The organism is Pseudomonas sp. NPDC090208, assembly GCF_044746785.1.
Taxonomy (GTDB): Bacteria; Pseudomonadota; Gammaproteobacteria; order Pseudomonadales; family Pseudomonadaceae; genus Aquipseudomonas.
Map to the genome: position 1 here is coordinate 448,315 of NZ_JBIVCU010000004.1, position 13,322 is coordinate 461,636.

The following is a 13,322-nucleotide window of genomic DNA, read 5'->3' on the forward strand; positions in this document are numbered from 1 at the left end:
GCCCTCGCGCAATGCGAGCCACGCCCTGTCCGGTCAGTCCTGTCCACCTCAGCGAGCACTGCGGCGCCGGTGCCCTTCCCACGCGAGACTTCCCGATGAGCACTCTGATTCCCTGCATCATTGCCGGCGGGGCCGGCACCCGGTTGTGGCCCGTCTCCCGTGAGGCCATGCCCAAGCCATTCATGCGCCTGCCAGACGGCGAAAGCCTGCTGCAGAAGACCTTCAACCGCGCCAGTGGCCTGGCCGACGTGGAAAGCCTGCTGACGGTGACCAACCGCGAGGTGTATTTCCGCACGGTCGACGATTACCGCCTGCTCAACAGCAGAAAGATCCAGCTGGACTTTCTACTGGAGCCCTTCGGACGCAACACCGCGCCAGCCATCGCCGCCGCCGCCCTGCACGTGCAGGCCCGCCATGGCGACGACGCACAGTTGCTGATTTTGCCGGCCGACCAGCTGATTCATGACGTCGACGCCTTTGCCGCCGCCGTGGCCGATGCGCGCAAAGTGGCCGACGACGGCTGGCTGGTGACCTTCGGCCTGATCCCGACCCGCGCAGAAACCGGGTTCGGTTACATCGAAAAGGGCCAGGCGCTGAGCGACAGCGCGTATCAGGTCGCCCGTTTCGTCGAAAAGCCCGATGCCATCACCGCTCAGGAATACCTCAGCGGCGGCCTGCACCTGTGGAACGCGGGGATGTTCTGCATGCGCGTCGACACCCTGCTGCAGGAACTGGAAACCCACGCAGCGGACGTGCTCGCTGCCGTGCGCCATTGCCTGGCGCAGTGCAACAGCAAGGAAGGCAAGAACGAAATGCAGATGGAACTGGACAGCGCCACTTTCGCCCTGGCGCCGGACATTTCCATCGATTACGCCCTGATGGAGCGCTCGCAGAAAGTCGCCGTGGTGCCCTGCGAGCTGGGCTGGAGCGACATCGGCTCGTGGCAGGCGATTCGCGAGCTGGCGCCGGCCGACGAAAACGGCAACCAGTGCAACGGTCAGGTCGTGTTGCATGACGTACACAACTGTTACATCGACTCGAAAAAGCGTCTGGTCGGCGCGGTCGGCGTGGACAATCTGGTGATCATCGACACCCCGGATGCCCTGCTGGTCGCCGATGCCGAACGCACCCAGGAGGTCAAGCTGCTGGCGCAGGCGCTCAAGCGTCAGGGCCATCCGGCCTACCTGCTGCACAACACCGTCACCCGGCCGTGGGGGACGTACACAGTGCTGGAGGAAGGCAAGCGCTTCAAGATCAAGCGCATCGTGGTCAAGCCCAAGGCGGCGCTGTCGCTGCAGATGCACCACCACCGCAGCGAGCACTGGATCGTGGTCAGCGGCATGGCCCTGGTGACCAACGGCGAGCGTGAATTCATGCTCGACACCAACGAGTCGACCTTCATCAAGCCCGGACACACTCACCGCCTGGTCAACCCCGGCGTCATCGATCTGGTGATGATCGAGGTGCAGAGCGGCGAGTATCTGGGCGAAGACGACATTGTCCGGTTCAACGATGTCTATGGCCGCGTACCGGAAGCCGCAAAAGCCTGACCGGGGCTTTTACCCTCGGCCGCTCCCGGCGCGGCCGATCTCCGGTGTGGCGGCGACAGGCAAATGCGATCCGCAAGGAGCGGTGTGTCCCATGACGCAAGGTTCTGCCCGATGAAAAGCGCGCGGTCACCGAGCCTGACGGCGCTGTGTGCAGGCGTCCTGGCGCTGGTCGCGCTGCCGGCCTCGGCGGAAGTCCTGCTGCGGGCGCCACGTGCCGTCACCTGGAAGGACTTCCTGGGGGTCAACGCGCAGTTTCATCAGTACGCACCGCAGGTCTACGAGAAGCAGATGGACCGCGTGGACCAGTTGGGCCTGCAGTGGATCCGCTGGAGCCTGCAATGGCCGACGCTGGAGCCTCAGCAAGGCCAGTACCACCTCACCGAACTGGACGCGGCGATGAGTGCCGCCAGCACCCGCCACTACCGCATCGTCGCCAGCCTCGCCGGTTCTGCCGCGTTTGACAGCAGCGCGCCACAGGGCGCCAGCAACGCCGACCAGTATCCGCCACGGGACGACAGCATCTTTGCCGAGCGCATGACCGCCCTCGCCCAGCACTACCCGCAGGTCAGCCACTGGCAGGTGTGGAACGAGCCGAACATTCTCTGGCTGCCCCAGGCCGATCCGGCGGCCTACTACCAACTGCTCACCACCACCGCCCGCGCCATCCGCAGCGCCAGGCCGGACGCCGGCATCGTCAGCGCCGGCGTCGCCTATTACGGGCAGATTCGCGGCTCCACCGCCTACATGCTGCAAGCGATGGTCGATCAGGGCCTGGCCGGCCAGAAAATCATCGCCGCCTACCACCCCTACTCCGACTACCCGGAAGGTGACTCCATCGCCGATCAGGACTTTCTGAGCCGCGCCGGCAATCTCAATCGCAGCCTGCACGATGCCGGGGTGAAAAAGGTCTGGGCCACCGAATGGGGCTGGTCCAGTTATACCGGGCCTTCTCCCCAACAACGCAGCAGCGGCCCCGTCACCCAGGCCGATTACACCCTGCGCCGACTGGCCCTGATGAGCGCTCTCGATTATCAGCGCATCTTTCTGTTCAACCTCAGCGACCACGACCTGCCCGGCCAGCCCCGCGACAGCGCCTACGGCCTGCTCGACCTCAATGGCGAAGCGAAGCCTGTGTACACCGCACTGGCGAATTTCCTCGGCATCACCGGGCCCACTCTGCTGCCTGCCGACCTGCCCCCGGCCACCGCCATTCCCGAAGACCTGATCGCCATCGCCTGGAATCGCCCGGACGGCTCGCACCTGCTGATGGCCTGGAGCGCCAGCGGCGCACACCTGACCTTTCCCGGCATCAAGAAAGCCAGCCTCCACGACCCGCTGACCGGCCAACAGACGGAGCTGGCCGATGCGCGCGGCGTCGATGTCGCGCTGACCCCATCCCTGCAGATCCTCGCCTGGAACCGCTGAGCATGCGCATTCTCTGGACGCTGCCCTACATGCCCTGGCCGATCAGCAGCCCCGGCAACGCCCGTCAGTTTCATCTGCTGCGCAACCTCGCCGCCCGCGGCCATCGGATCACCCTGCTGGTGCATGCCTGCACGGCCGCCGATGCCGATACCCGCGCAGCACTGGAGCCGTGGCTGGAGCGTCTGATCGTCATTCCCAGGCGCCCCAGGCCCAGCCTGCGCACGCTGCTGTTCGCCCGCCCGCCGATGCTGGCCACTCTCAATGGCTTCTCGCCGCAATTGCAGGCCACGTTCGAGTCGCTGCTGGCGGAGCACTGGGACGTGATCCAGATCGAGCACAGTTACAGCTTCCAGCCGTTCGAAGCGCCGCTGCAGCGCCACGGCAAGCCCTTCGTGATGACCGAGCACCGCATCGAATCCAGCATTGAATCCAGCAGCGACACCGTGCGCTATCAGCCGCTGCCGGAGTGGACCCGGCTGCTCCACCGTCTGGATCAGTGGCGCTATCGGCAATGGGAAACCCGGGTGTTCAGTCAGAGTCGGCAACTGATCGCAGTCACCGAGGACGATGCCAAAGGCCTGGCGCGATTGACGGCCAGAGCCACGGCCGTGGTCGCTAACGGCGTCGATTGCGATCACTACGCGCGGATAACGCCTGATCGTCACAGCCAGCGCCTGCTGTTTCTGGTCGAGGATGCGGCCGGTTGCGAAACCTTGTCCTGGCTGCTCGCTCAGGTCATGCCGCGACTCTGGCGGCTGGCCCCGCAAGCACGCCTGAGCATCGGCGGGCAGACACTGACCCGCCAGTGGCGCCAGCGCTGGAGCGACGCACGGATCGAATGGCCGGGACCGATCGACGATCTGCGCACGCTGCAAAAAAATGCGGCGATCTTTCTGGCGACGCCGGGCGATGACAGCGACGCCCGCCTCAACGTGCTGCAAGCCATGGCCGCCGGGCTGACCGTGGTGGCCGGTACGGCGGGGTACAGCGGCTTGAACCTGATCGACGGTGAGCATTACCTGCGCTACGCCAATGCCGACGATCTGGTGCGGCGACTGGCAAACATCATCGAACAGCCTGCGCAACTGGTGCGGATCGGTGAAGCCGGTCGTGCCCATGTCCGCCAGCAGCACGACTGGTCGGTGTCTGCCAGCCGCCTCGAAGGCATCTACTCCCAGGTCCGGCGCGCCCGCGCCGGCCACTGAACGGCGGCGCGGAACCGGCGGCTACGACCAGTTGCTGTCATTCCACGCTTCGTGGGTGGTGCACACTTCCCACAGGGTCTGGCGCAACCAGCGATGGGCCGGGTCCTTGTCGAAGCGTGGATGCCAGGCCTGCATCACGGTGACCGGCTCAAGCTCCAGCGGGATCCGGAACGCTCGCATGCGCAGGCCCAGTTCGCGCATGCCCCACAGCACCGGCTCCGGTAGCGCCATGACCAGATCGCTGCGCGCGGCGGAAAAAATCGCCGAATGAAAGTTCGGCGTCACCAGCGCCACCTGCCGAGACAGCCCCATGTTTTCCAGCGCCTCGTCGATCGGCCCTCTGGCCCGCCCGCGCCGGGAAACGCTGACGTGATCGTAATGGGCGAATCGCTGCGCGCTGATCGCCTCGGCGAGGATCGGATGCCCCTCGCGCACCAACCCGACGAAGACCGTGTCGAACAGCTTCTGCACCTTGATTTCCGGGCCGAAGTTGGGCCGCGAGGTGATGTGCAGATCGATCCGCCCTTCGCGCAACGCATCATCGTCGCCTTCGCCTTCCGGCACGAAGCGGATTGTCGCCCGTGGCGCCCGAGCCCGCAGTGCATCAAGCAAATGCCCGCCGAACGCGCCGAAAAACACATCGTTGGAACGGATGTTGAAGCAGCGTTCCAGGGTGTTGAGATCCACTTCTTCGCGGGACTGGAACAGCTCGGCGGCCTGCTCCACCAGACAGCGCACCTGAGCCTGCAAGGCCAGCGCTCGCGGGGTCGGCACCAGCCCGCGACCGGCGCGCACCAGCACCGGATCACCCAGCGCTTCGCGCACCCGGGTCAGCGTCCGGCTCATGGCCGCCGGGCTCAGGTGCATGCGCCGGGCCGCCCCCACCACGCTGCCCTCTTCAAGCAACGCATCGAGGGCGATCAGCAGATTCATGTCGGGCAGCGGCATCGGTCAGACCTGTTCCGAGATTTCGATCAGGTTCAGGTCCGGGTCACGCACATACACCGAACGGATCGGCCCAGTGGCGCCGGTACGCATCACCGGCCCTTCGATGATCGGCCACTGCGCATCGTTGAGCCGGGCAATGACCTGCTCCAGCGGAACGCTGGCGATGAAGCACAGATCCAGCGCGCCGGGCACTGGCACATGGGCCTTGGGCTCGAATTCATGGCCGCGGATGTGCAGGTTGATTTTCTGCTGGCCGAACCTGAACGCCATGCGCCCGGCCCCGAAGGTTTCCAGCTGCATGCCCAGCACACGGGTGTAGAAATCCACCGTGGCATCGGCATCGACGGCGGTGAGGACCAGATGGTCGAGGTGATCGATCATGGGAGTTGTTTCCAATGTGTTCATTCAGGGCCATTGCGTAGATATCGTCATGACACCCCTGTTGGCAAGCCTGAGAGAGATCTGATGTGGGAGGGAGCCCTGCTCGCGAAAGCGTCATTCCGGTCAATGCTGTACTGACTGATCCACCGCTTTCGCGAGCAGAGCTCCCTCCCACTTTGTTTTGTGGTGTATCCGCAATCCCTGTAGCAGTCCGGCTTGCCGGCGGTAGCGATTTCAACGACATCACCGTCAGCAAGCCAGCACCTGCAAATATCCGCGTCGCGTGGATCAGATCAACCCACGCGCACGCCATTGCGCCCGCTGTTCGGCATCGATGCCCAATTGTTCGAGTACCTCATCGGTGTGCTGGCCCAGCTTCGGTGCCGGGCGTTCCACACCGCCCGGCGTGGTGCCGAGCTTGGGCACGATGCCCGGCAAGGTGACGGGCGTGCCGTCGTCCAGCTGGCTGGCCAGCAGCATGTCCCGCGCCTGGTAATGGGGATCGGCGGCAATGTCGGCAGCGTTGTAGATCTTGCCGGCCGGAATCCGCGCGGCGGTGAGCTTTTCCAGCACCTCGTCCAAGTCATGGCTGGCCGCCCAGGCAGAGATGGCGCCATCGATCAGCTCGACATGCCGAACCCGACCATCGTTGTGCGCCAGTTCAGGGTCGGCCGCCAGATCGGGCCGCTCGATCAGGGTCATCAGCCGCTGGTAAATGCTGTCGCCATTGCCGGCAATCAGCGCATAACGGCCGTCCCGACAGCGGTAGGCATTGGACGGCGCAATACCGGGCAGACTGCTGCCGGCGGGTTCGCGAACCGCGCCGAACACCGAATATTCCGGAATCAGGCTTTCCATCATGTTGAACACCGACTCATACAGCGCCACGTCGATTTCCTGACCCTGACCGCCGTTCTGGTCGCGGTGCCGCAGCGCCAGCAACACGCCAATGACACCGTGCAGTGCCGACAACGAATCGCCGATCGACACCCCGACCCGCACCGGCGTACGCCCCGGCTCGCCGGACAGATGACGCAACCCGCCCATGGCCTCGCCGACCACGCCAAAACCGGGACGGTCACGGTACGGCCCGGTCTGCCCGTAGCCGGAGACCCGCAGCATCACCAGTTTCGGGTTCAGCGCGTGCAGCACGTCCCAACCCAGGCCCCAACCTTCCAGCGTGCCGGGACGGAAGTTCTCCACCAGCACATCGGCCTCGGCGAGCAGCTTGCGCACCACCTCCTGCCCTTCCGGCTCGCGCAGATCGAGAGTCACCGAGCGCTTGTTGCGCGACGACACCGCCCACCACACCGACGTGCCGTCGTGCAGCAGCCGCCACTTGCGCAATGGATCGCCGGTGCCCGGCGGTTCGATCTTGATCACATCGGCGCCGAACTCGCCCAGCACTTTCGCCGCAAACGGTCCGGCAATCAGTTGTCCGAGCTCGACGACCCGGATCCCCTGCAGAGGCTTTTGCATGAGATGCCCTTTTGTTCTGGAAAAACGTGATGCTGATTGTCTGCTTTGCTGGCTTTCCGGGGAAATGCAAATTTCACCGCCGTATTCCGCATGCGCTAAAGGCTTCTGGCCAACGCCGCCCCACGCCCGGAAAGCCGATAGGTCTGCATGGGGCTGCGCGGCGATTCGGGGGCCGTCATCTCGACCCAGCCGTCGTTCAGCGCAGGCCCCAGATAGGTGTTGCGAAACGACTGGCGATGGCTCAGCCCCATTCCCGACATAAGATCGCCAGCCGACATCGCCGGCTTGTCGAGCAGGAAGCTCAGCAAGCGCGCCACATGATCGCTTACTTGTGCGGTTACTTGTGCGGCCACTTGTGCGGTAGCCGCTTCTGCATCTTCGATTTCACACAGCGCCTGTCGCAAAGCGGCGAGCATGAACTCGACGAAGGGCGTGCCTTCGGCCATCTGGTCAGACGCTGAGAGCGCGGCGTAGTAGTCCTCCTGCTGCTCGCGAATCACCGTTTCCACCGGCAGATAAGCCAGTACCGGACGCCACTGGCTGAGGATCAGCGTCTGCCACAGCCGCCCCATCCGGCCGTTGCCGTCAGCGAACGGATGAATGAATTCAAATTCATAGTGAAAGACGCAACTGGCTATCAAGGGATGCAGCGCCGATGTGCTCAACCAGCCCATCAAGTCCTGCATCAGGCTGACAATCCGGTTGGCCGGGGGCGCCATGTGCAGCAGACGATCGCCGCGATAGATGCCCACGCCGCCCTGCCTGAAATGTCCGGCGTCGTCGATCAGCCCGTGCATCAGTAAGCCATGGGCACCGAGCAGATTCTGAAGTACCGACGGTTGCCACTGCGGCATCACCTCATAGGTCGCAAAGGCATTGCGCACTTCCTGAATCTCGCGCGGGAGCCCAAGAACCCGCTGTCCTTCAAGCACAGCAGTTACTTGCTCAAGGCTCAGGGTGTTGTTTTCAATGGCCAGCGACGCCTGAATCGTACGAATGCGATTGCCTCGCCGCAGCATGGGCGTCAGGCGTTCATCGCGCATCGCCGTCAAACGTCCGACCCGCTCACTGATGTCGGCCACCAGGTCGAGCATCAAGGGGGTCAGCGTCAGAGGCGGTTGGTAGTTTTTCATGCGTTCAGGTCCGTCTTCGGTCTATTGCAGGCGTGCATTGTCACGTCTTTGGATCGCGGAAACACCCGGTCTACGCGGTCTTTTTATCCAGGCTCACCCTCAAGCCTCTCGTGCCCCACGCACATGCTCGATAAACCGCATCACCACCGGTGTCTTTTCGTGGCGGCGGTGGATCAGGGACAGGTAGGAGGTGGGCTGGCAATCGTCCAGGCGTCGGTAGATCACGTTGGGCAGGCGGATGTGGTCGACCACCGATTCCGGCACCACCGCCACGCCCTGGCCGAGGCTGACCAGGGCGATGACCGACACCAGCCCGCCCGGTTGCGGGCCGAGGGTCGGGGCGAAGCCGCCCTGGGCGGCCACTTCCAGGGTGCCGGAGATCTGTTCGGGAAGGATGAAGGTTTCGTTCTGCAGGTGCACCGCATTGAGGGTCTTGAGTTTGCACAGCCAGGAACTGTCCGGCAGCGCCAGAGCAAAGCCTTCGGTGAGCAGTTTCACCGCACCGACGCCGTCAGGCAGATTCATCGGCGAGCGGATGAAGCCGACGTCCAGCCGGCCCTCCTCGATCATCCGCGGCAGCGCCGCCATCAGGCATTCAGTGATCGTGAACTCGACATCGGAAAACTGCCGGCGAAATTGCCCGACCTGATGCTGCAACACCCCGGAAAACACCGCCGAAGCGATATAGCCCAGCTCGATCCGCCCCGCTTCGCCACGACCGGCCCGCTGCACGTTGTATTGCGCGGTCTCGAACTGACGCACCGCCAGCTCCGCTTCGACCTGCAAGGCGCGACCAGCTTCGGTCAGGCGCACTTCCCGTGTCTCGCGAACGAACAGGCGCGTGCCAAGGGCGTTTTCCAGATCCTGGATCTGCCGGGTCAGGGTCGGTGGCGCGATGCCCAGTTGCTCGGCCGCGCGGGTGAAGTGGCGGTGCCGGGCCACCGCGAGGAAGTAGCGAAAGTGACGGATTTCCATGTCGCGTTACCTTGAAGGTAATGAAGTCGTTGAATACGGGTAATAAAGCATAAGCCATCCGGCGATATCCTGCGCCTACGCCAAACCTGTAGGAGCGCGCTTGCCCGCGATGCTTTTGGTCAGAGATTTTCGTGGTGCCTGACAGGCCGCCATCGTGGACAAGCAAGCGCCTACATGACCATTAGCTGGCACCTAACAAGATCCCGGAGCCCACCATGTCCCGCCCCAGCCCCCGCATGACCCTGCTCACCGCCTCCGGCGTGTGTGCACTGATGGTCCTCGACACCAACGTCGTCGCCGTCACTCTGCCCAGCATTGCCCGCGACCTGGGTGCGGGCTTCGCCGATATCGAATGGGTGGTCAGTGCCTACATGCTGGCCTTCGCCGCGCTGCTGCTGCCCGCCGGCAGTCTGGCCGACCGCTTCGGCCGCAAGAAAATGCTGATCAGCGGGCTGGTGCTGTTCATTCTGGCCTCACTGGGTTGCGGCGCGGCGCCGAACATTCTGTTTCTCGACATCGCCCGCGCGCTCAAGGGCGTCGGTGCGGCGCTGTTGCTGACCTCGGCGCTGGCGACCATCGGCCATGTCTTCCATGACGAAACCGAGCGGGTCAAGGCCTGGGCGTTCTGGGGCGCCTGCATGGGGCTGGCGATGACCGCCTCCCCGACAATCGGCGGGCTGATCGCCGAACTGGTCGGCTGGCGCTGGATTTTTTACCTCAACCTGCCGGTAGGGCTGGTGTTGCTGGCCATGGTGTTGCGCAACGTCGAGGAGTCGCGCAACGAACAATCGGCGCGACTGGACCCGGTCGGCAGCCTGTTTTTCAGCGCCAGCCTGCTGTGCCTGATCTGGGGCCTGATCGAAGCCAACCGCATCGGCTGGGAGCATCCACTGACGTTCTCCCGGCTGGCGGGCGGCGCGGCGTTGCTGGGGCTGTTCGTGGTGGCCGAACGTCTGCAAAAGCGCCCCATGGTCGACCTGCAACTGTTCAAATACCCGCGTTTCATCGGCGCACTGCTGGGCATGTTCGCCTACGCCGGCTGCGCGCAGGTAATGATGACCCTGCTGCCGTTCTACCTGCAGAACGGCCTGGGCTTCAGCGCCATCGATTCCGGTCTGGGCATGCTGCCGTTCGCGATCACCATGCTGTTGTTTCCGCGTCTGGGGCCGAAGCTGTCCCGTCATCTGTCACCGGCGGCGATGATGGCGCTGGGGTTGAGTCTGGTCGGTCTTGGCAATCTGCTCAGCGCCTGGGCCACCACGATTGGCGGCTACCCGGCGTTTGCCGTGGCCATCGCAGTGACCGGCGCCGGTGCCGGGCTGCTCAACGGCGACACGCAGAAAAACATCATGGCCTGCGTGCCTCGCGAGCGCACCGGCATGGCCTCGGGCATGAGCACCACGATGCGCTTCAGCGCGATCATGCTGACCGTCGGCGTGTACGGTGCGCTGCTCGCCAGCCACACCCTCGACGCCCTGCTGCACAACCTGCGGGCCAGTGCCCCCGGCTGGACCGATCAGGCCGAGTTCATGGCCTCGCGGGTGGTGGCCGGCGACATGAGCGCAGCGCTGCAGCCCCTCGATGCCAGTGCCCGGCAGATCGTCCAGCCGCTGGCGCAACAGGCCTTTATCAGCGGTTTCGGTTCGGTGCTGTGGGTGGCCGGCTTCGCCGGGCTGTTTGCGGCAGTGCTGGTCGGTACGCTGATGCGCAAACCGATCCCCGTCCTGCAGTTGAAGACCGCCTGATCAGCCCTGCCGCTTGAGCCACTCGCCGGGCGGCAGGCCCATTTCCTGAACGAACGCCTTGCTCAACGCCGCCTGGGAGCTGTAGCCCACCGAGGCGGCGACGATCTTCAGTTTGACGCCCTGCTTCATCAGGTCCCGCGCCAGCTTCAGCCGCCAGCCGGTCAGGTAGGCGATGGGCGACACGCCGACCACCTTGAGAAATTGCGCGGAAAACTTCGTCCGCGACATGCAGGCCAGCTCGGCCAGTTGCTTGAGGCTCCAGTCGCGCTCGGGGTTGAGGTGAATCTGGTTGATCGCCTTGCCCAGTTGCGGATCGAGAATTGCCGCCAGCCCGCCGCGGGCGATCATGCCCTCCTCGATGGCGCGCCGCACCAGCACGATCAGGATGTATTCGAACAGCACGCTCAGGCCCTTGCGATGGCCGGCGCCCTGGCCGCGAAACTCCGCGAGCAGGGCGTCGATCACCGGCACCACCGGGTCGAGGTCGCTGAACGGAAACACCAGGGTGTCGGTCACCCCCAGCGGAAACGAACGGCCCATGCTCACGCCGAACTCGAAGGTGGCGCAGATGATTTCCGCGCCCTGTTGCGTGGTCGGCTGCAGCTTGTAGCGACAGGTGCTCGGGCACAACAGCACGGTCGGCCCGTCCAGGGCGATGCGCGGATGGCCGGGGCGGATCAGGTCCAGCCCGCCCTTTTCAACGATATGGATGAACGCGGTGCCGTCCGGCTTGTTGATGTCCAGGGTGTCGAACACCGTTCCGGCGTAAAACAGCCGCCCGGACATCTGGATTCGGTCGAAAAACTCGGATAGCGCGTCCATTGAGTCACTTCAGGCAAAAAAGGCGGACGCCGGGACAAAACCGCCACGGCGCGAACGACGAACATGGCTCCACTTGCCGGGCACCACGACACCCGTAGCGACGGGCCCGCAAGAGGTTATTCCAATCCGAGGAGCCTCACAATGAGCACTGAATCGAGCAGCAACGACCTCTACCGCGACCCGCAGAACCCTGTGTTGCCGGACCCCGGCATGCAGCTGGACCTGTCCCGTGCGGCGCTGGTGGTGATCGACCCGCAAGTAGACTTTCTCAGCCCCGAGGGCGTGACCTGGCCGTTCGTGGGTGACTGCGTCACGGAGAACGGCGTGGTCGGCCACCTTGAGCAACTGTTCGCCGCCGCCAAACAGGCCGGTATTCCCGTGGCGATTTCGCCGCACTATTACTACCCCTGCGATCACAGCTGGGAACACGGCGGGCCGCTGGAAAAAATGATGCACGACATCGGCATGTTCGACCGCCGTTCGCCCCTGGACCTCAGCGGCTTCGACGGCTCCGGCGCCGATTTCATGCCGCAGTACAAACCGTTCATCCTCGACGGCAAGACCATCATCTGCTCGCCGCACAAAGTCTACGGCCCGCAGACCAACGACCTGACCCTGCAACTGCGCAAACAGGGCGTCAGCCAGGTGATCCTCGCCGGCATGGCCGCCAACCTGTGCGTCGAGTCACACCTGCGCGACCTGGTGGAACAGGGTTTTGAAGTCGCCGTGGTCCGCGACGCCACCGCCGGCCCGCGCATGCCCGAGGGCGACGGCTACCATGCGGCGCTGATCAACTACCGCTTCATCGCCAATGCGCTGTGGACCACGGCGCAGGTGCTGGAGCGGTTGAAGAAGTAACGGTGCATCCCTCTGAATGAGGGTGCATACACCGCCAAACCCGTAGCAGTCCGGCTTGCCGGCGTCAGCGCACTCAAGGACGCCACCGCTGGCAAGCCATGCTGCTACGGGTTTGGATTGCTCATCCGTCAGGCGGCAAACGCAGCATTTTTTGTGGGAGGGAGCTCTGCTCGCGATGGCGGTGGGTCAGATATCACGATGTCGACTGATACGACGCTTTCGCGAGCAGGGCTCCCTCCCACAGGTTTTGTGTTGTCAGCAAAATTCAGGCAGGACACGTCCACCCCGTAACAGCCCGGCTTGCCGGCGTCAGCGCACCCAAGGACGCCACCGCTGGCAAGCCATGCTGCCACGGGTTTGGATTGCTCACCCGTCAGGCGGCAAACACAGCATTTTGTGGGAGGGAGCCCTGCTCGCGAAGGCGGCGGGTCAGCCAACACAGCATTGACCGGGATGACGCTTTCGCGAGCAGGGCTCCCTCCCACAGGTTTTGTGTTGTCAGCAAAATTCAGGCAGGAAACCACCACCCTGTAGCAGTCCGGCTTGCCGGCGTCAGCGCACTCAAGGATGCCACCACTGACAAGCCATGCTGCTACAGGTTTTGGATTGCTCATCCGTTAGGCGGCATACACAGCATTTTGTGGGAGGGAGCTCTGCTCGCGAAGGCGTCAGGTCAGTCAACGTCGTATCGATTGACCCACCGCTATCGCGAGCAGGGCTTGTGTCTTTAGCTGAGGTAATGTCAGAGGTGAGAGGGGTGGATGGCAGCTGATGAGCAGCGGTGCCTTTTGAGCACGTGAG

General features: G+C 64.1%; 11 protein-coding genes. 5 read left to right on the forward strand and 6 right to left on the reverse strand.

The annotated features are described in order from the left end of the window. Positions 1 to 95 precede the first annotated feature (95 nt). The 3 genes from ACIPL0_RS10365 to ACIPL0_RS10375 all read left to right on the forward strand — a co-directional run bounded on the left by ACIPL0_RS10365 (position 96) and on the right by ACIPL0_RS10375 (position 4,180). On the forward strand, positions 96 to 1,550 hold the full coding sequence (locus ACIPL0_RS10365) for a mannose-1-phosphate guanylyltransferase/mannose-6-phosphate isomerase (RefSeq protein WP_400599780.1): 1,455 nt from the start codon (positions 96 to 98) through the stop codon (positions 1,548 to 1,550). Between the two features lie 111 nt (positions 1,551 to 1,661). Continuing rightward, positions 1,662 to 2,975, forward strand: coding sequence for a cellulase family glycosylhydrolase (locus tag ACIPL0_RS10370; protein ID WP_400599779.1), 1,314 nt, complete (start codon positions 1,662 to 1,664; stop codon positions 2,973 to 2,975). A gap of 2 nt (positions 2,976 to 2,977) precedes the next feature. After that, positions 2,978 to 4,180, forward strand: a complete 1,203-nt coding sequence (locus ACIPL0_RS10375; protein WP_400599778.1) for a glycosyltransferase family 4 protein — start codon at positions 2,978 to 2,980, stop codon at positions 4,178 to 4,180. Positions 4,181 to 4,201: 21 nt separating this feature from the next. Here ACIPL0_RS10375 and ACIPL0_RS10380 read toward each other — a convergent pair whose 3' ends face one another. The 5 genes from ACIPL0_RS10380 to ACIPL0_RS10400 all read right to left on the reverse strand — a co-directional run bounded on the left by ACIPL0_RS10380 (position 4,202) and on the right by ACIPL0_RS10400 (position 9,096). Beyond that, the gene (locus ACIPL0_RS10380) at positions 4,202 to 5,128 is read right to left on the reverse strand and encodes a LysR family transcriptional regulator (protein ID WP_400599777.1); all 927 of its coding nucleotides are present in this window, start codon (positions 5,126 to 5,128) and stop codon (positions 4,202 to 4,204) included. Positions 5,129 to 5,131: 3 nt separating this feature from the next. Beyond that, a complete protein-coding gene (locus ACIPL0_RS10385) occupies positions 5,132 to 5,509 on the reverse strand; it encodes a VOC family protein (protein ID WP_400599776.1) in 378 nt (125 codons plus the stop codon). Positions 5,510 to 5,797: 288 nt separating this feature from the next. Continuing rightward, entirely contained in the window at positions 5,798 to 6,988 is a 1,191-nt protein-coding gene (locus tag ACIPL0_RS10390; protein ID WP_400599775.1) for a CaiB/BaiF CoA transferase family protein, read from the reverse strand. Between the two features lie 95 nt (positions 6,989 to 7,083). Continuing rightward, a complete protein-coding gene (locus ACIPL0_RS10395; RefSeq protein ID WP_400599774.1) occupies positions 7,084 to 8,121 on the reverse strand; it encodes a Fic family protein in 1,038 nt (345 codons plus the stop codon). Positions 8,122 to 8,220: 99 nt separating this feature from the next. Beyond that, the gene (locus ACIPL0_RS10400) at positions 8,221 to 9,096 is read right to left on the reverse strand and encodes a LysR family transcriptional regulator (protein WP_400599773.1); all 876 of its coding nucleotides are present in this window, start codon (positions 9,094 to 9,096) and stop codon (positions 8,221 to 8,223) included. A gap of 215 nt (positions 9,097 to 9,311) precedes the next feature. Between ACIPL0_RS10400 and ACIPL0_RS10405 the strand changes: the two genes are divergently transcribed. Further along, positions 9,312 to 10,841 (forward strand): MFS transporter, encoded by a 1,530-nt coding sequence (locus ACIPL0_RS10405; RefSeq protein ID WP_400599772.1) that lies wholly within the window; start codon positions 9,312 to 9,314, stop codon positions 10,839 to 10,841. Here the strand turns inward: ACIPL0_RS10405 and ACIPL0_RS10410 are convergent, their stop codons facing one another. Then, positions 10,842 to 11,663 (reverse strand): helix-turn-helix domain-containing protein, encoded by an 822-nt coding sequence (locus ACIPL0_RS10410; RefSeq protein WP_400599771.1) that lies wholly within the window; start codon positions 11,661 to 11,663, stop codon positions 10,842 to 10,844. Between the two features lie 141 nt (positions 11,664 to 11,804). On the opposite strand from ACIPL0_RS10410, the gene ACIPL0_RS10415 reads away from it, so the two are divergent. After that, positions 11,805 to 12,521 (forward strand): cysteine hydrolase family protein, encoded by a 717-nt coding sequence (locus ACIPL0_RS10415; protein ID WP_400599770.1) that lies wholly within the window; start codon positions 11,805 to 11,807, stop codon positions 12,519 to 12,521. The last annotated feature ends 801 nt before the right edge of the window (positions 12,522 to 13,322 follow it).